The 16,344-nt window shown below is 72.8% G+C and carries 19 protein-coding genes; 11 read left to right on the top strand and 8 right to left on the bottom strand.

Annotation, left to right across the window (positions count from 1 at the left end):
• Positions 1-62 precede the first annotated feature (62 nt).
• Positions 63-1,667, bottom strand: a complete 1,605-nt coding sequence (locus tag Q6347_RS10615) for a molybdopterin-dependent oxidoreductase (RefSeq protein ID WP_304603631.1) — start codon at positions 1,665-1,667, stop codon at positions 63-65.
• A 224-nt stretch (positions 1,668-1,891) separates the two neighbouring features.
• Between Q6347_RS10615 and Q6347_RS10610 the strand changes: the two genes are divergently transcribed.
• The 3 genes from Q6347_RS10610 to Q6347_RS10600 are packed head-to-tail and all read left to right on the top strand — an operon-like array spanning position 1,892 to position 4,861.
• Positions 1,892-2,926, top strand: coding sequence for a putative F420-0 ABC transporter substrate-binding protein (locus Q6347_RS10610; RefSeq protein ID WP_304607329.1), 1,035 nt, complete (start codon positions 1,892-1,894; stop codon positions 2,924-2,926).
• Positions 2,919-3,992, top strand: a complete 1,074-nt coding sequence (locus tag Q6347_RS10605; RefSeq protein WP_304607328.1) for a putative F420-0 ABC transporter permease subunit — start codon at positions 2,919-2,921, stop codon at positions 3,990-3,992. Before Q6347_RS10610 ends, Q6347_RS10605 begins: the two co-directional genes overlap by 8 nt.
• Positions 3,989-4,861 (top strand): ATP-binding cassette domain-containing protein, encoded by an 873-nt coding sequence (locus Q6347_RS10600; protein WP_304607327.1) that lies wholly within the window; start codon positions 3,989-3,991, stop codon positions 4,859-4,861. The genes Q6347_RS10605 and Q6347_RS10600 overlap by 4 nt, the downstream gene beginning before the upstream one ends.
• 6 nt (positions 4,862-4,867) lie before the next feature.
• On the opposite strand, the gene Q6347_RS10595 is transcribed toward Q6347_RS10600, so the two are convergent.
• Positions 4,868-5,254, bottom strand: a complete 387-nt coding sequence (locus Q6347_RS10595) for a DoxX family protein (protein WP_304607326.1) — start codon at positions 5,252-5,254, stop codon at positions 4,868-4,870.
• A gap of 30 nt (positions 5,255-5,284) precedes the next feature.
• On the opposite strand from Q6347_RS10595, the gene Q6347_RS10590 reads away from it, so the two are divergent.
• The 6 genes from Q6347_RS10590 to Q6347_RS10565 all read left to right on the top strand — a co-directional run bounded on the left by Q6347_RS10590 (position 5,285) and on the right by Q6347_RS10565 (position 9,981).
• Positions 5,285-5,878 carry an HhH-GPD-type base excision DNA repair protein gene (locus Q6347_RS10590; RefSeq protein WP_304607325.1) on the top strand — a complete coding sequence of 198 codons (594 nt, stop codon included), beginning with the start codon at positions 5,285-5,287 and terminating at the stop codon, positions 5,876-5,878.
• On the top strand, positions 5,875-6,939 hold the full coding sequence (locus Q6347_RS10585) for a glutathione S-transferase family protein (RefSeq protein WP_369810835.1): 1,065 nt from the start codon (positions 5,875-5,877) through the stop codon (positions 6,937-6,939). The genes Q6347_RS10590 and Q6347_RS10585 overlap by 4 nt, the downstream gene beginning before the upstream one ends.
• Entirely contained in the window at positions 6,939-7,556 is a 618-nt protein-coding gene (locus Q6347_RS10580; RefSeq protein WP_304607324.1) for a DUF4126 domain-containing protein, read from the top strand. Before Q6347_RS10585 ends, Q6347_RS10580 begins: the two co-directional genes overlap by 1 nt.
• A gap of 10 nt (positions 7,557-7,566) precedes the next feature.
• Complete coding sequence (locus tag Q6347_RS10575; RefSeq protein WP_304607323.1) at positions 7,567-8,412, top strand: hypothetical protein; 846 nt, start codon at positions 7,567-7,569, stop codon at positions 8,410-8,412.
• Between the two features lie 100 nt (positions 8,413-8,512).
• Positions 8,513-9,136 carry a DUF6318 family protein gene (locus Q6347_RS10570; protein ID WP_304607322.1) on the top strand — a complete coding sequence of 208 codons (624 nt, stop codon included), beginning with the start codon at positions 8,513-8,515 and terminating at the stop codon, positions 9,134-9,136.
• A gap of 14 nt (positions 9,137-9,150) precedes the next feature.
• Positions 9,151-9,981 (top strand): hypothetical protein, encoded by an 831-nt coding sequence (locus tag Q6347_RS10565; protein WP_304607321.1) that lies wholly within the window; start codon positions 9,151-9,153, stop codon positions 9,979-9,981.
• Between the two features lie 25 nt (positions 9,982-10,006).
• On the opposite strand, the gene cutA is transcribed toward Q6347_RS10565, so the two are convergent.
• The 3 genes from cutA to Q6347_RS10550 all read right to left on the bottom strand — a co-directional run bounded on the left by cutA (position 10,007) and on the right by Q6347_RS10550 (position 12,257).
• Positions 10,007-10,324, bottom strand: coding sequence for a divalent-cation tolerance protein CutA (cutA, locus tag Q6347_RS10560; protein ID WP_304603621.1), 318 nt, complete (start codon positions 10,322-10,324; stop codon positions 10,007-10,009).
• 78 nt (positions 10,325-10,402) lie between these two features.
• Complete coding sequence (locus tag Q6347_RS10555; protein ID WP_304603620.1) at positions 10,403-10,921, bottom strand: hypothetical protein; 519 nt, start codon at positions 10,919-10,921, stop codon at positions 10,403-10,405.
• 58 nt (positions 10,922-10,979) lie between these two features.
• A complete protein-coding gene (locus Q6347_RS10550; protein ID WP_304607320.1) occupies positions 10,980-12,257 on the bottom strand; it encodes an MFS transporter in 1,278 nt (425 codons plus the stop codon).
• Positions 12,258-12,570: 313 nt separating this feature from the next.
• Between Q6347_RS10550 and Q6347_RS10545 the strand changes: the two genes are divergently transcribed.
• Entirely contained in the window at positions 12,571-12,720 is a 150-nt protein-coding gene (locus Q6347_RS10545; protein WP_304607319.1) for a hypothetical protein, read from the top strand.
• Positions 12,721-12,817: 97 nt separating this feature from the next.
• On the opposite strand, the gene Q6347_RS10540 is transcribed toward Q6347_RS10545, so the two are convergent.
• Positions 12,818-13,531, bottom strand: coding sequence for a hypothetical protein (locus tag Q6347_RS10540; RefSeq protein WP_304607318.1), 714 nt, complete (start codon positions 13,529-13,531; stop codon positions 12,818-12,820).
• Positions 13,532-13,666: 135 nt separating this feature from the next.
• Positions 13,667-14,914, bottom strand: coding sequence for an ATP-binding protein (locus Q6347_RS10535; RefSeq protein ID WP_304607317.1), 1,248 nt, complete (start codon positions 14,912-14,914; stop codon positions 13,667-13,669).
• 161 nt (positions 14,915-15,075) lie between these two features.
• On the opposite strand from Q6347_RS10535, the gene ddaH reads away from it, so the two are divergent.
• A complete protein-coding gene (ddaH, locus tag Q6347_RS10530; RefSeq protein WP_304607316.1) occupies positions 15,076-15,837 on the top strand; it encodes a dimethylargininase in 762 nt (253 codons plus the stop codon).
• 50 nt (positions 15,838-15,887) lie between these two features.
• Here the strand turns inward: ddaH and Q6347_RS10525 are convergent, their stop codons facing one another.
• The gene (locus Q6347_RS10525; protein WP_304603606.1) at positions 15,888-16,322 is read right to left on the bottom strand and encodes a hypothetical protein; all 435 of its coding nucleotides are present in this window, start codon (positions 16,320-16,322) and stop codon (positions 15,888-15,890) included.
• Between the last annotated feature and the right edge of the window lie 22 nt (positions 16,323-16,344).

Here is a 16,344-nt window from a genome sequence, read left to right as displayed (position 1 = left end):
TCGCGGCCACGGAGGAAAGCCAACCACGCCCGGGACAGGGACGAGAGCTTCCCGGGAGCGGATCAGCCGACGGTGACGGAGACCGCGTGCCACCCGGTCGCACCGTCCGGGGCCGGCGGCGCCTGCTCGGCGGTCTGCACCTGGCCGTTCGCGTCCGTGGCGCGCACGGCCACCTGGTGGTCGCCGGGGGTGGCGTCCCAGTCGAGGCGCCACTGGCGCCAGGTGTCCGGCCCGACGGTGTCGGCGAGCTCGGCCGCCATCCACTCGCCGTCGTCGACGCGCACCTCGACGCCGGAGATCCCGGTGTGCTGGGCCCAGGCGACGCCGGCGATGGTCACCTGCCCGGCCTCGACCGCAGCGCCCGGCCGCGGCACGTGGATCCGGGACTGCAGCTTGACCGGGCCCATCGCCGACCAGCCGCGGGGCGTCCAGTAGCCCTGGTCGTCGGCGAACCGCGTGACCTTGAGCTCGGTGACCCACTTGGTCGCCGAGACGTACCCGTACAGGCCGGGCACGACCAGGCGGGCCGGGAAGCCGTGCTCCTCGGGCAGCGGCTCGCCGTTCATCCCGACGGCGACCAGCGCCTCCCGGTCCGGGTCGGTGAGCACCTCCAGCGGCGTGCCCGCCGTCCAGCCGTCCACCGAGGACGACAGCACCATGTCGGCGTCGGCCTGCGGGCGGGCGCGGGCCAGCAGCTCGCGGATCGGGTGGCCGAGCCACAGGGCGTTGTCGACGAGGTCGCCGCCGACCTCGTTCGAGACGCAGCACAGGGTCACGTGGTGCTCGGTCATCGGCAGCTCGAGCAGCTCGTCCCAGGTGATCTCGAACGGCTCGTCGACCAGACCGGTGACCCGCAGCGACCAGGTGGCGGGGTCGACCTTCGGCACCCGCAGCGCGGTGTCGATGCGGTAGAAGTCGGCGTTGGGCGTGACGTAGGGCTCGGTGCCGGGCACACCGAGGTCGGCGCCGGCCGGCACCGCGGGCGCGGGGGTGGCCGCTGACGGCAGGCGGATGGCCTCGCGGACCACCTCGACCGCCCGGCTGCCGGCGGCCAGGGCACGTGAGGCCGCCAGGGCGAGGACACCGCCGACGGCCGTCGCCCCCGTCCAGATGAGGAAGGTGCGGCGTGAGGCGCCGTCGTCCGACAACGCGGCGGCAGGCGGCTCGCCCGCCGGGACGTCGGTCGCGCCGCCCGCCCCGGCGCCGGCACCCACCGGCACCACGGCGGCCGGCGCGGGCACCCGGGCGACGAGCAGCCGCAGCAGCAGGACGCCGCTCCCGACACCGAGGACCGCCGGGAGCGCCCACAGCGGTGTGGCCCCGGGGCGGGTCACGGCGATGATCGCGAGGAGCAGGCCGACGGCGCCCATGAGGACCCGTCCCGCCGGCGGGCGGCGCAGCTCCAGCAACCCCGCCAGGACCGCACCGGCGGCGAGCACGACCCCCATCGTGGACAGCAGGACGAGCTTGTCGGCGGTGCCGAACCACTCGACGGCGAAGTCCTTGAGCCACGGCGGGACGTTGTCGACGACGACACCGCCCAGGGCCAGCACCGGCGAGGAGGCCGGGTCGACCCAGGCGGCGACCAGCTCGGACAGCGCCAGGCCCGCGCCGGCGGCCACGACGCCGGCCAGCGCGGCCCACCCATCCCGTGCTCGGAACCTCATACGGTCCACCCTGCCACCGCGAGCGCCCTTCGCCGCGCCCGTTCCGCCGTCGGAGGCGGACCGTCATCAGCCCGTAATGCGCGGGTACTAGGGTGGGAGTCCTCGCGGACCACGGGCACCGGAGACTCGCCCGTCGGTGCGGCCCCTTCTTTGGGCCGCAGGTCCGGTCGGTGCGAGATGCCGCACCCGCCACCCATACCACCTGCCTTCCGGGAGACCCACCCGTGCCCCGAGCGCGCATCGCTGCCCTCGTCCTCGCGACCACCGCCGTCGCCTCCCTCGCCGCCTGCTCGGCGGAGACCGTGCCGGCCGACGACGCCGCCCCGTCGACCGCGGAGTCCGCCGCGGCCGGCACCGCGGCCACCACCGAGTACCCGCTGACCCTCGACAACTGCGGCACCGAGGTGACCTTCGAGGCCGCCCCGCAACGCGTCGTCACCATCAAGTCCTCCACCGCCGAGACGCTGCTGGCGCTCGGCCTGGGCGACCGCGTCGTCGGGTCGGCTTTCCTCGACGGCCCCGTGCCCGAGTGGCTGGCCGACGACGTCGAGGGCACCGCTGTCGCCGAGCCGTTCAGCGACGAGGTGCCGGGCACCGAGGCCGTCCTCGAGCTCGAGCCCGACCTGGTCTACGCCGGGTGGGAGTCCAACGTGGCCGCCGACGGCGCCGGGGACCGCGAGACCCTGTCCTCGCTCGGCGTCAACAGCTACGTCGCCCCGGCGGCCTGCAAGGACCCGGCCTACATGCCGAACCCGCTGACCTTCGACGAGGTGTTCGCCGAGATCACCGAGGTCGGCCGGATCTTCGACGTGAACGGCGCCGCGGACGAGCTGGTCGCGGAGCAGCAGGCGGTGCTCGACGGCGTCACCCCCGACGACCGCGGCCTGAGCGCCCTGTGGTACTCCTCCGGCAGCGACATCCCCTACGTCGGGGCCGGCATCGGCGCGCCGCAGATGATCCTGGACGCCGTCGGGCTGGACAACGTCGCCGGTGACGTCGAGGACACCTGGACCTCGCTGTCGTGGGAGGAGATCGTCGACGCCGACCCGGACGTCGTCGTGCTGGTGGACGCCACCTGGAACTCGGCCGAGGACAAGATCGCCCGGCTCGAGGAGAACCCGGCCACCGCCGAGCTGTCGGCCGTGCGCGAGGAGCGCTACCTGGTCGTGCCGTTCCCCGCGACGGAGGCGGGCGTGCGCAACGCCGACGCCGCCGCCGACCTCGCCGACCAGCTCGCGGAGCTCGACCTCGATGAGTGAGACGGCCACGCGCGCTCCGGTCCCCGCGACGCTGTCGCGGGGCCGGCTGCTGGCGTGGCTCGGCGTGACGACGGCGGCGCTGCTGGCCAGCGTCGTCGTCACGGTGGCGATCGGCCCGGCCGGGCTGACGCCGTCGGACGTCGGGCAGGTCGTGGCGACGCGGCTCGGGCTGGGCGATCTGCTCGGGCTGGCCGCCCCCGACCGGCTCGACGACGGCATCGTGTGGCAGCTGCGGCTGCCCCGGGTGCTGACCGCCGCGGCCGTCGGCGCGGGTCTGGCGGTGTGCGGCGTGGTGATGCAGTCGCTGACGCGCAACCCGCTCGCCGACCCCTACCTGCTCGGGCTCAGCTCGGGCGCGTCCCTGGGCGCGGTCAGCGTGCTGGTGCTCGGCTGGGTGGCGGTGCTGCCGGTCGCGGCGTTCGTCGGGGCGGCCGCCGCCCTGGTGGCGACGCTGGCGCTGGCCACGGCGGCCGGGCGCGGCGCCGGGGGCCTGTCCCCCGGCCGCACGGTGCTGGCCGGGCTCGCGGTGTCCCAGCTCGCGGCCGCGGCGACCAGCTTCGTCATCTTCTGGTCCGCCCAGGGCGACCAGTACCGCGAGATCCTGTCCTGGATGCTCGGGTCGGTGGCCGGGGCGCAGTGGTCCTCGGTGCTCATCACCGGCGGCGCCGTGCTCGTGCTCGGCACCCTGCTCGCCTCGACCGGATCGGTGCTCGACGCGTTCACCTTCGGCGACACCGCCGCGGCCACGCTCGGCGTGCCCGTCGCCGCGGTGCGCTGGGTGCTGCTGATCGGCGTCGCCCTGCTGACCGGCGCGCTGGTGTCCCAGTCCGGGGCGATCGGGTTCGTCGGGCTGATCCTGCCGCACGCCGTGCGCACGATCACCGGCGCCCGGCACCGTGCCCTGCTGCCGCTGTCGATGTTGTGCGGGGCGACGTTCCTGATGTGGGCCGACACCCTGGCCCGCACCGTCTTCGCCCCGCGCGAGCTGCCGGTCGGCATCGTCACCGCCGCGATCGGCGCACCCGTGTTCGCGGTGCTGCTCTGGAAGGGGAAGGCCCGGGCATGACGCAGATCTCCGGATATCCCCCGACCGAGCAGCCGACGGCGGAGACGCTCGCCGTCGGGACGGGGCACGGCGCCGGCCTGACGGCCGAGCGCGTGCGCTGGTCCGTCGGCGGCCGTCTGATCCTCGACGACGTCGACGTCACCGCTCCCCCGGGGGCCCTGACCGGACTGGTCGGGCCGAACGGGACCGGCAAGTCGAGCCTGCTGCGCCTCGTCGCCGGGGTCGAGCGGCCCGACGGCGGCCGCGTGTCCCTGGTCTCCGGGGCGGACGGGTCGCAGGACCTGCTGACGATGCGGCGCCGCCGTCGGGCCCGCACGCTGGCGTTCGTCGAGCAGGACGCCGCCTCCGAGCTGCCGGTGACCGTGTTCGACGCCGTGCTGCTGGGCCGTACCCCGCACCGGTCGGTGCTGGCCGGTCCCACCGAGGACGACCACGCGATCGCCCGCGCCGCTCTGGAGCGGGCCGGCGCCGGCGACCTGGCTGCGCGGGAGGTGTCGACCCTGTCCGGCGGCGAGCGCCAGCGCGTGCACATGGCCCGGGCGCTCGCCCAGCAGCCCCGCGTGCTGCTGCTGGACGAGCCGACCAACCACCTCGACGTGGCCGCCCAGCTCGCCACCATGCGGCTGGTCGGCGAGCTCGCGGCCGACGGCGTCACGGTGCTGGCGGCGCTGCACGACCTGTCGCTGGCCGCCGCGACGTGTGACCACGTCGTCGTGCTCGCCCCGGAGCCGGCCGGTCGGGTCGTCGCGGCGGGGCCGGTCGAGGAGGTGCTGGTGCCCGAGGTGATCGACCCGACCTACGGGGTGCGCACCACGGTGCTGCGGCACCCGCGCACCGGGCGGCCGGTGCTCACCTTCGACGAGGTCTGAGCCCGCTCAGTCGCGGTCGGCGCTGCGGGCGACCCGCCACGCCCAGGCCACCAGCGGCACCTGCAGCGGCAGCCGGCCCCAGGCCACCGACGGCTTGCGGGACCAGTGCCGGGCGCCCGGGTGGGAGTCCAGGGCCATCTTCACGTTGCCGGGGAACACGCCCACGAACAGCGCCGCCGTCGCGAGGCCACCGACGCGGCGGGTGGCCGGGACGGCGACCGCGGCGGCACAGGCGAGCTCGGCCGCGCCGCTGCCGTAGACCCAGGCGCGCGGCGAACCGAGGGCCTTCGGGATGAGCCCTTCGAACACGCGGGGGTTCACGAAGTGCAGGGTGCCGGTGACGGTGAGCGCGGCGGCGAGGGAGCCGGCCAGGACGTGAGGGTGTCGAGCCATCCGCCGAGGGTATCGGGCAGGATGGGGTCCATGACCGCACAGCTCTGGATGACCGGCGACGACGCGTCGGACCGCCTGCTGAGCGAGGACCCGTTCGCCCTGCTGATCGGGATGCTGCTGGACCAGCAGTACCCGATGGAGCACGCGTTCGCGGGCCCCCGCAAGATCGCCGACCGGTTCGGGACGCTCGACCCGGCCGCGATCGCCGACGCCGACCCCGACGCGTTCATCGAGATGGCGACCACTCCCCCGGCGATCCACCGCTACGGCCGCTCCATGGCCGGGCGGGTGCAGGCCGTGGCGCGCGCCGTCGTCGACGACTACGACGGCGACGTGACCCGGATCTGGACCGCACCGGGCGCCTCGGGCGGGGCACCCACGGGGGCCGAGGTGCTCCAGCGGCTGAACGCCCTGCCCGGGTTCGGCACGCAGAAGGCGCAGATCTTCCTGGCGCTGCTCGGCAAGCAGCGCGGCGTGGAGCCCGAGGGCTGGCGCGAGGCCGCCGGGCACTACGGCGACGAGGGGTCGCGCCGCTCCATCGCGGACGTGACCAGCGCCGAGTCCCTGCAGGAGGTCCGGGAGTTCAAGAAGGCCCAGAAGGCAGCAGCAAAGGCGGCGAAGTGAGCGAGCAGCAGACCACCCAGCGTCCCGAGCACGCCCAGGGCGGGACCTACACGGTCCCCGGCCAGGAGTACGTGCGCGACCAGAACTACCTCTCGACCCGGATCACCCGCGACGGCGCCGACGGCTACCCCGTCGAGCCCGGCCGGTACCGGCTCGTGGCGGCCCGTGCCTGCCCGTGGGCGAACCGCTCGATCATCGTGCGGCGTCTGCTCGGCCTGGAGGACGTGCTCAGCATCGGCATGCCCGGCCCGACCCACGACGAGCGCAGCTGGACCTTCGACCTCGACCCCGGCGGCCGGGACCCGGTGCTCGGCATCGAGCGGCTGCAGGAGGCCTTCTTCGCCCGCGACCCGGAGTTCCCGCGCGGCATCACCGTGCCCGCGATCGTGGACACCCGGGACGGGGCCGTCGTCACGAACGACTTCGGGCAGATCACCCACGACCTGTCGACCGAGTGGACCGAGCACCACCGCGACGGCGCCCCGACGCTGTGGCCGGCCGACGCCGACGAGCGCGCCGAGATGGAGTCGGTGATGCGGCGGGTGTTCACCGAGGTGAACAACGGCGTCTACCGGTGCGGGTTCGCCGGGTCGCAGGAGGCGTACGAGAGCGCGTACGAGCGGCTGTTCACCGCGCTGGACTGGCTGGAGGACCGGCTCAGCACCCGGCGGTTCCTCATGGGCGAGGCGGTCACCGAGGCCGACGTGCGGCTGTTCACCACGCTGGTGCGGTTCGACGCCGTCTACCACGGGCACTTCAAGTGCAACCGGAACAAGCTCACCGAGATGCCGGTGCTGTGGGCGTACGCCCGCGACCTGTTCCAGCTGCCCGGGTTCGGCGACACGGTCGACTTCGAGCAGATCAAGCAGCACTACTACGTGGTGCACACCGACATCAATCCCACGCAGATCGTCCCCGTCGGACCGGACCTGTCCGGCTGGCTGACGCCGCACGGCCGGGAGTCTTTCGGCGGCGACCCCTGGGGCGATGGCACCGCGCCGGGGCCGGTCCGTACGGAGGAGCGGGTGACGGCGGGGCACAACCCGCTCGTGCCCCGCTGATGCTGGAGCTGGCCACCGGGACGGGGCTCGCGCTCGCCGCCGGGCTCAACGCCTGGATCCCGCTGCTGGCGCTGGGACTGCTCGCCCGGTACAGCGACCTGCTGACGCTCCCCGCCTCCTGGTCCTGGCTGGAGAACGGCTGGGTGCTGGTGGTCCTCGGGGTGCTGCTCGTTCTCGAGGCGGTCGGCGACAAGGTGCCCGTGCTGGACTCCGTCAACGACCTCGTGCAGACCGTCGTGCGCCCCGGCGCCGGGGGGATCGCGTTCGGCGCCGGGGCGACGTCGTCGACCACGCGGGTCGAGGACCCGGGTGCCTTCGTGGAGTCCGGCGACTGGGTACCGGTGGTGCTGGGCATCGTCCTGGCACTGATCGTGCACCTCACCAAGGCCGGGGTGCGGGCGGGCGCCAACGCGGCCACGGGTGGTCTCGCGGCGCCCGTGCTGTCCTCGGCCGAGGACGGCGCGTCGGTCGGCCTGTCGCTGACGGCGATCCTGCTCCCCCTGCTGGTCGTCCCGCTGGTAGTCCTTCTCGCGATCGCGGGATGGCGGCTGGTCCGCGCCCGACGGCGAGCCGGGGCGTCGCCACCCGTGGCGCCGACGGTCGGGGACGGCGGTTAGGCTCGACCGCATGGACGCACTGCTCCCCCTCGGTACCGCCCCGCGCCCCGCCACGGACGAGGACCTGGCCGCGCGGTTGCGTGCCGCGCTCGTCGCCCTGGCCGGCGACCGGGTCCAGAACCTGGACGACGCCAAGGTCCTGCCCGTGCTCGACGGCGACGACATCGCCTCGCTGGACGTGGACCTCACCGGCGTGGTGATGGGCATGCCGACCGGTGCCCAGGAGGCTCCCGCGCCGTGGCGGCCGGAGATCGCCGGACGCGAGGACGCCGTGCTGCGCCGGCTACGGATCGACGCGCATCCGATGGTCGCCGTCGACCTGCCGGTCGACCTGACCGCCGACATCACCGGGCTGCGCTTCGCCTGGTTGACCACGGCCGACGACATGGTCGGCGCCGAGCTCGTCGAGCCGTCCGACGACTCCCCCGTCTCCGGTCACGCCCGGCTCGCGGTCTCCCACGAGGGGCTGGCCGGCACCGTGCAGGGGCTGCTGGCGGTGGCGCTGTCCGGCAACGGCATCGCGCTCAACGACTTCGACTTGCAGGTCGAGCAGGCCGGACCGCGCGCGGCGTCGCTGCGCATCGAGGCCGGGATCAAGAAGTCGTTCCTGTCGGCGACCGTGACCGCGACCGCCTCGGCGTCCGTCGACGACGCCATGGTGCTCACGGTCGGTGACGTCGAGCTGTCCAGCGGCAACCCGATCGTCGGAGCCATGCTCGGGGCCATCAAGGGCCGGCTCGAGGCCGCCGCGGGCCGCAAGGTCGACCTGGGCGCGTCCCTGCCGCCCGGCGTGGACCTGCAGGACGTGCAGCTCGACGTCGGCGAGGACATCGTCCTCACCGCGCAGCTCGCCTGAGGTCAGCGGATTCGTCCACAGGGTGGGCGGGAGGTTTCGCCCGATGTGTCCGGGTCGCTAGGGTCTGGTGTCGTCCTGCCACTGATGCCCTGGAGACGCAATGGCGCGCACACCCCGGCACCACTCACCGCTTCGACGACTCGTCCCGGCCCTGGTCGTCCTGGGGCTCCTGGCCGGATGCACCGGGGGTGATCCGGAGCCGGAGGCGCAGGCGAGCGAGCCGTCCTCCGCGCCTGTGACGACGGCGCCGTCGGAGGAGCCAACTCCGTCCCCGTCGCCCTCCCCCACCGGTCCGACGAAGCCGGAGCGTCCGGCGGCGATGGACAAGAAGAACGCCGAGGGCGCTGCTGCTGCCGCTGAGCACTTCATCGAGCTCTACGACTACACATTGAAGACTGGTGACACTGAGGCGCTCAGGACCATGTCTCACAGGTCATGTGGCTTCTGCGACGAAACACTAGCGGAAGCTGAGTCCATCCAGACGAAGGGCGAGACCTACGAGGGAGGAGAACTCTCCTTCAGCCTCATCGAGTCATTCCAGCGGGACCCGGTCACGGGCCTGTTTCCTATGGACGTCGACGTCAGACAGGCGCCGGCCTCGATAGCCAGCCGTTCCGGTGAAGTTGTATGGGAGCAGGGTGCAACTACGACCGAGGCTCGTATCGAGATGGGGCGTAGGGATGGGACATGGGTCGTCGTCGAAATTGCGGGACGGCCCAAGTGAACCGAATACTTGCTGTGGGCGGCCTCGTCGCTTGCGCAATTCTCTCGGCTGTAGTGGCCGCCGCGGCGCCTGACGACAACCGCGGCTTCGGGGGCAAGGCAGAGAACCAAGAGGTCACCGTTTGGCTCGCCGAGCAAGAAGCCCTTGTCAACAGTTCTGGCGGCGACTCCGCCTCCGACACCCGCTACTTCCGCGCCACGGTGCACTACTGCCTCCTCAGCGACCTGGAGAACACCGTGCTCCGTGACGTCTGCGACGAGGGCACCGAGACGATCGCTACCGGCATCGACTGCCCGGACGACGCCTTCGCACTGGCAGGCCTCTTCGCGGTGACTCTCGCTGCCAACGGCGCGGAGTCCGCGCCCCGGCTGATCAGCGAGGGAACCTGCGTCACGGCGGCCGACCTCGAGGCCGAGGCTGAGCGCGCCTTCCGGAACATGCCCGTCGAACCCGCACAGATTCATCTGGAGATCGAGCGCGACTGGGCGATCGTCAACTTCGGGATCCATCCGCGCACCGACGACACGGACCAGGTCATGGACACCACGCTTCTCGGCGTCCCCGTCCAGGTCCGCGCCTATCCCGCCGAGTACACCTGGGACGCCGGCGACGACACCACGCCGATCACGACGGACCATCCGGGCGGCCGCTGGGACAGCGCCGACGCCATCAACCTGCCCTACCCCGAACCCGGCACGTTCACCGCGAGCCTCACCACCACCTGGCACGGGCAGTTCCGCATCACCGGAACACCGACCTGGACCGACATCGACGGCGAGCTCACCACCACTGACAGCACCGACCCGATCGAGGTGCATGACGCGGAGGTGCGGCTCACGGGCTGAAGCGGCGTTTCGCCCCTCAGGCGGGTCAGCCCACCTCGGAACGCACCCAGGCCAGGTAGTCGGGGTTCCCGTCGGTCACCGGGCTCACGAGCACCTCGGGCACCTCGTACGGGTGCTGCTCGATCAGCCATGTCTGCAGCTCGCCGGCACGATCCGCCGTCGTTCGGAAGGTCGCCCGCCACTCGGTGGCGGTCTCGACGCTGCCGTCCCACCAGTAGGCGCTGGTGACGGGGCCGTCCACCTGCCCACAGGCGGCCAGACGGCGCGCGACGGCGTCGCGAACCAGCTTGTTCGCGGTGTCCTCGGAGTCGATCGTGGTCACGACCTGCACGACATCATCCATGCCGACGACGCTATCCCGTGAGTCACCCATCGAGCAGCAGGCAGCCTCGACGGGCGTCGATCGCCCGTGCGTCACCACTCAGTGCGGAGGCTCGGCGTTCTCCGGGTCGTCGACGGGAGCCTCGACGTCGCCCCCTGCGTTCCGTGCGCGCACGGCCTCGAGCCAGGCCACCAGCTCCTCGTGGTGGTCGAACGGCCCCGGAATCTCGACGCACGCTCGGCCGCGCGTCTCGTCGTCGTGCCGCAGAAGCCGGCGCGTCAGGCCGGGATGGGACCCGAGCCGCGCGGCAGAGTCCTCGGTGCACTGCAGGAGCAGGAACCGGTTCGCCCCGGTGGTCCGGTCGTGCACCGCGACGACGTCGCTCCACGGCACCTCCAGGCGGCGGTACCGGACGACGTCCGGGGTGACGACGAGGCGGAACGGTCGTGCGATACGCCAGAGGAGGGCGACGACACCGACCGCGGGGACCCCGACGACGAGACCGGCGATCAGGCGAGACGCCCCCGGATCGCTCCAGAGCTGCACCCCGAGGCCGACGAGGACGACCGCGACACCGAGCGGGAAGAACAGCCACCGTCGCGACGCGCTGAACTGCACCGCGCCATCGTCGGCGAGAGTCTGATCCCAGCGGTCGGCAGGAGGCATTCAGCCGAGTCTATCGGTCGGCCTGCCGCCAGTTCCCAGCGGCGGCCGCGAGGACGACGCCGGCGGCCACGGCCGGCATCGCCAGGGCGGCAGTCGTCCCGACGGTGTCGGCGAGGGCACCGGTGCCCGCCGAGGCGGCCGACTGCCCGAGGATGATGGCCGATCCGAGCATCGTCATCAGCGTCGTGCCACGCCCGATCGGGCTGCGGTGCGAGCCCAGCGAGTAGATCGTCACCAGGCTCGGGCCGATGCCGAGCCCGGCGATCACGAGCCCGGCGATCAGCACGCCGGTCGAGGCCGCGGTCGCGACGACGACGGCACCCACGAGCTGCACGACGGCTGCCGTCAGCCAGCGTGCCCGCAGGCTGAACCGAGCGGGCAGCGCAGAGACCGCCAGGGCCGAGACCACGGAGCCGATGCCCATGAACCCGTACAGCAGACCCGCCCGCTCGGAGTGGCCGGCGTCCCCGGTGACGGCGGACATCGCCGTCAGCGTGGCGCCGAAGAACAGCCCGATGCCGACGAACCCGGCGACCAGCACCAGGACGCGCGCCTGCCACAGCTCGGAGGCCGGGGCCTGCTCGGCGGACTTCGCAGCGTGAGCCGTCGTGCCCGCGTCCTGGGCCGCCGTCGTGCGGGCCGAGGCGTGCAGCGCGAACGCGCCGACGGCCAGCGCGGTCAGCGCCGCGGCGGCGAGCATCGGCGCGGCGGGACCGAACGCCGCGGCCAGCAGGCCGACGACGAACGGCCCGATGACGAAGACGATCTCGTCCGCGGCGGACTCGTACGACATCGTGCGGCTCACCGTGCGAGCGCGGACGGCCGCAGGAAGGCGGGAGTGAATGACCCCGACGAGGCGGCTGCGCGACATCGGGGGCACCTGCGGCGCGGTGGCGCCGATGGCGAACGCGATCGCGAGCACGACGGCGTCCGGCACCGTGGCGTACACCGCGGCCGTCAGGGCGACGAGCAGGAGGCTGTTGACCGCGGCGGTGACGAGCAGGACGCTGCGCTGGCCCGCGCGGTCCGCCCAGGCACCGATCAGCGGGCCGATCGCCGCGCCGCCGATGCCGACCACGCCGGACGTCATGCCGCCCAGGGTGAGGGAGTCACGCCCGGCGACCACGAGGGTCAGGACGCCGACGACCATCATCGCGAACGGCAGCCGCGCGACGAACGCCAGCGGGAAGTAGGTGCGGCCCATCGCCTGGATCAGGGTGGGGCCGGACTCGTCGGTGCGGTCCGTGGCCGGTGCGGTCGTCCGGGTCAGCGTGTCGGACAGGGTCATGCTCTCGGTCTCCTCCAGCGCGGCGTCGCCGCACGATCGTCGTGCCGCCGTGGGCGCGAGGAGCACCTGGTAGATACACAAGCCTGGTTTGGTTCACGGTCGGAGCGCCGAGGCGATCCGACCGTGGGCCACGGTACATGCTCACGACGCGTTGCGCCGTGACCTGGGTCGCCGCAACGGTGAGCAGGCGGATGTCGCCGTACGGCGACATGGCTGTCATGTCGCCGTACGGCGACCAGGTGGAACCGACCCTGCTCGACGCCCGGTCCCTCCCCCAGCTCGGAGCGCCGCTCCGACTCGTCAACGACGCGCGATGGGCACAGTCCTTGGTCGTGTTGGTGACATGCCGCAGGGTGCGCCGGCGGCGTTCGCGGCCACGCTCGACGAGATCGACGACGTCGAGGGCCACGTTGGACAGCCGAAGGCCCGCCTGCTGCCCGCGCTCACGGCACGGACCCACTGACGCTGGGCTCCTTCGGCGAGGGCGTCGAGCTCGACATGCCGACAACGACGGCGGGGTGACCAGAGCATGCGTCCGGTTTCACCCGGTTGGCGTCTGACTACCCCAGCGACTTGCCGTGCGCTGCGTACGCGAACTCCATCTCGTCGCCCCGCACGGTGCGGCCGAGCTCGATCGCTGCCAGCCACGCCTGTTCCGTGGCGACGTCGAGCCACCGGGCGTACAGGTCGGCGGACCACGGACCGTCCTCGGGCACCGACCAGCCGTGGTGGTCGTTGAGCGCCCGGACGACGAAACGGTCCAGAACCAGCGCGTCACCGCCCCGGACCCCACCCCGGTTGCCGAAGTCCGCGGCGTAGAGGTACGTGCTGATCAGCGTGGGGCCGAGGTGCTTCACGTGCGCGGACCCGCCACGCAGCATCGAGCGGTAGGCATCGACGGCGCCCCGCCCGGTGCCGAGGTGCTTGGCGGCCAGGCGCAGCCGTGACAGCAGCTCGGACGGCTCCGTCCCGCCGAGGGCTCGCGCGCCGCGGCTCGCCACGAGGGCCCTGTCCCCCGCGCTCCACACGCCGGCTGCGAGCAGCGTCCGCGCCTCCCAGTCGTCGGAACCGTCGGCGGCGTCGAGCACCCGGCCGCGCGAGATCCGGCGGTAATCCCCTCCGGGCGGGTCCTCGGGCAGGTCGTCGAGCCACCCCGACGCCGGCACGCGCGTCGTCCACCACCGCGGACGGAACCGGACGTCCTGCTCGAGCAGCGCCTCCCGCCCGGGGAGTCGGTCGAGCAGGGACTGGCCACCGGCCAGGCGTGTCGCCATGGTCGTTGATGCTCCTTCGGATGGGGTCGGACGGAGAGGTCTCGCTCCGTCACCAGGACGTGCGGGTCACGACCAGAATCCTGGCGGACGGGACGCTGGGTGGCCAGCACCGGTCGTCGATCGACCCGCCGCGGCCTACGGCCCGAGCAACGCTGCCGGCACGACGGCGATCCCGTCCTGCCGCCTGTAGGCGCGCGGCCCGGTCGTCACCACCACCGCGTCGGCAAGGTCGTCGCCCAGCTTGCCCCGCAGCCAACGCAGATGCTTGAGGTCCCCGTCGGTCGGCGTCGGGGTGACCATGACCTCGATCGCCACCACGCCTCCGTCCGGTCCTTCCACGACGAGGTCGACCTCGTGGTCACCGTTCCGGGTGCGTAGGTGCGACACGGTCGCCCCGCTCGGCTGGGCGTACACCTGCACACACAGGGCGACGAGGTGTTCGAACAGCTGCCCGAGGAGATGATCGTGACGACCTCGCACGAGGGATGGACCTGTGGCACGCAGCAGACGGGCGGCGAGTCCGGGGTCGGCCAACTGATGCTTCGGCGTGCTGGCGAGGCGGTCGAACTCGTTGCGGGTCGGGAGCCACGCCGGAAGGGGGTCCAACACCCACAAGCCGCTCAAGGCGTCGCGGTAGGTCATGGTGGTGGTCCGCGCCGGCTTGTCCCCCTGACCGGGCGTGGCCGCGTCGAGAATCCGGCCGTACCCGGTCGTTGTCGACGTCGCCGCAGCGTAGGCCGCCATCCAGGCACCGAGCACCTCGGGCTTGCGCACGGGGTAACCCTGCTCGGGGAACTCGCGCTGAACGAGGTTCTCCAGATAGGCGTCGACGAGTGCCGGCCGGGTACGTGCCGGTTCGGCGTAGATGCCGGGGAAGCCGGTGGCCACGATCTGTTCCGCGTAGTCGGAGAGCGAGAGCGAGGTTGCACCGCGCACGGTCGCCTCGCCGGCGAGGAGGTCCGCGAGGCTGACGGTCGGATCATCGACACCGCGCTCGGACAGGCTCATGGGCCGCAACCGGAAGGGGACGATGCGGCCGGCCCCGGAGTGGACCGTGGCGCCCCGAGGGGCGGAGCTGCCGGCGAGGATCAGGTGACCGCGGGCGACGCCGTCGTCCACTGCACGCCGTGCGACGTCCCAGGACTCGGGCCAACGCTGCCACTCGTCCAGGAGAACCGGTCCCGGCATTTCCCTGATCACCTCGGGTTCGGCGGCGAACGCGATCCGTTCCACCTCGCGGTCGAGACGGATGACGCTCCGAGCACGGCGCGCCGCGGTCGCCGTCTTGCCGACGCCCTTGGCGCCCTGGATGACGACGGCGCGCAGGTTCGGCTGGAGGTCGTCGAGAACAGCATCGAGAACTCTGCGCCGGTAGGCTTCCACCAGGCTACTGTACATATAGCAGGCTTTCTAAACTACAGATAGCATCACCTCTACGCTGCAGATGGCAGAACGTCAGCACGCAAGCTCGACGACGTGCACCCGTGCGGCGCCACGCCGCCCGTGGCGTCAGCGGCCAGGCGGCAGCACGCTACGGTCGCCTCATGCCCGGCACCCTGCTCGTCCGCCCGCCGTCACCCCGTCTCGCCGAGGGCGAGCTCACCCACCTCGACCGCGTCCCTGTCGACGCCGACCTGTCGCGACGGCAGTGGCACGACTACGTCGAGGGATTCCGCACGCGCGGCTGGCAGGTCCACGAGCTCCCGGCGGCCGACGAGCACCCGGACGGGGTCTTCGTCGAGGACACCGTCGTGGTGTTCGACGACCTCGCCGTCCTGACCCGCCCCGGGGCCGCGTCGCGCCGGGGTGAGGTCGCGAGCATGCGTCCTGTCGTCGAGTCGCTCGGCCTCGAGGTCGCCGCGATCGAGGCGCCTGCCACCCTCGAGGGCGGCGACGTCCTCAAGGTCGGGCGCACGGTCTACGTCGGGCGGAGCAGCCGCACCGACGACGACGGCGTGGAGCAGCTCCGCACGCTCCTCGAGCCGCGGGGGTGGCGGGTCGTGCCGGTGCCCGTGACGCGGGTGCTGCACCTCAAGAGCGCAGTGACCGCGCTGCCGGACGGCACCGTCATCGGCCACGAGCCGCTGGTCGAGGCTCCCGACCTGTTCGATCGCTTCGTGCCGGTCCCCGAGCCCGAGGGGAACGCCGTCGTCGTCCTCGACGACCGCACGGTGCTGCTGTCCGCGAGCGCGCCGCGCACCGCGGACCTGCTCCGGGACCGTGGCCTGGACGTCGTCACCACACCGGTGACGGAGTTCGAGAAGCTCGAGGGGTGCGTGACCTGCCTGTCGGTGCGGGTGCGCTGACTCGCCGCCGATCGTCCTGACTCGCGGCCGGACGTCCTGACTCGCGGGGATCAGGCCGCCAGGGGCGGCTCGGCGATCAGGTCGCGCAACGGGACGCACCCGCTGGTCCCGAACGACGCCGCGGCGAGGCCACGCCGGACGGAGTCGACGAGCAGGTCGTGGCCGACGATCGCCGTCGCCCGGTCGGGGTAGGACTCCTCGTGCGTCGTCTCGTCGGTGAGCAGCAGCGAGACCGGGCTGTCGTCGTCGGCGCCCGCGGGCAGCACGTACCCCAGCGGGTGCACGGTCACCCGGTAGATCAGCGGGCGCTCGTGCCGGGCCTCCTCCCGATCGACACCGACCCAGCGGACCTCGACGACGTAGTCGGCGCCCACCAGCGTCTGCGCCACGAGCCGCTCGGCCGTGTGCCACATGACGGCCCAGCGCGCCTGGGAGATGGGCATGCCGTCCAGGTCGTAGTAGCGCGGTCCGATCAGATCGTCCATGCCCCTGGCCCCTCGTCGACGT

Origin of the sequence: Isoptericola sp. b408 (assembly GCF_030588085.1) — a bacterium.
In the GTDB taxonomy this organism is placed as follows: Bacteria; Actinomycetota; Actinomycetes; order Actinomycetales; family Cellulomonadaceae; genus Isoptericola; species Isoptericola sediminis.
This window is presented reverse-complemented; position numbering and strand designations above follow the sequence as displayed.

Excerpts from the sequence above, each read along its gene's own strand:
- Q6347_RS10615 (WP_304603631.1), bottom strand. The coding sequence starts at position 1,667 with ATGAGGTTCCGAGCACGGGATGGGTGGGCCGCGCTGGCCGGCGTCGTG.
- Q6347_RS10605 (WP_304607328.1), top strand. The coding sequence starts at position 2,919 with ATGAGTGAGACGGCCACGCGCGCTCCGGTCCCCGCGACGCTGTCGCGG.
- Q6347_RS10600 (WP_304607327.1), top strand. The coding sequence starts at position 3,989 with ATGACGCAGATCTCCGGATATCCCCCGACCGAGCAGCCGACGGCGGAG.
- Q6347_RS10595 (WP_304607326.1), bottom strand. The coding sequence starts at position 5,254 with ATGGCTCGACACCCTCACGTCCTGGCCGGCTCCCTCGCCGCCGCGCTC.
- Q6347_RS10590 (WP_304607325.1), top strand. The coding sequence starts at position 5,285 with ATGACCGCACAGCTCTGGATGACCGGCGACGACGCGTCGGACCGCCTG.
- Q6347_RS10580 (WP_304607324.1), top strand. The coding sequence starts at position 6,939 with ATGCTGGAGCTGGCCACCGGGACGGGGCTCGCGCTCGCCGCCGGGCTC.
- Q6347_RS10575 (WP_304607323.1), top strand. The coding sequence starts at position 7,567 with ATGGACGCACTGCTCCCCCTCGGTACCGCCCCGCGCCCCGCCACGGAC.
- Q6347_RS10570 (WP_304607322.1), top strand. The coding sequence starts at position 8,513 with ATGGCGCGCACACCCCGGCACCACTCACCGCTTCGACGACTCGTCCCG.
- cutA (WP_304603621.1), bottom strand. The coding sequence starts at position 10,324 with ATGGATGATGTCGTGCAGGTCGTGACCACGATCGACTCCGAGGACACC.
- Q6347_RS10550 (WP_304607320.1), bottom strand. The coding sequence starts at position 12,257 with ATGACCCTGTCCGACACGCTGACCCGGACGACCGCACCGGCCACGGAC.
- Q6347_RS10545 (WP_304607319.1), top strand. The coding sequence starts at position 12,571 with ATGGGCACAGTCCTTGGTCGTGTTGGTGACATGCCGCAGGGTGCGCCG.
- Q6347_RS10540 (WP_304607318.1), bottom strand. The coding sequence starts at position 13,531 with ATGGCGACACGCCTGGCCGGTGGCCAGTCCCTGCTCGACCGACTCCCC.
- ddaH (WP_304607316.1), top strand. The coding sequence starts at position 15,076 with ATGCCCGGCACCCTGCTCGTCCGCCCGCCGTCACCCCGTCTCGCCGAG.
- Q6347_RS10525 (WP_304603606.1), bottom strand. The coding sequence starts at position 16,322 with ATGGACGATCTGATCGGACCGCGCTACTACGACCTGGACGGCATGCCC.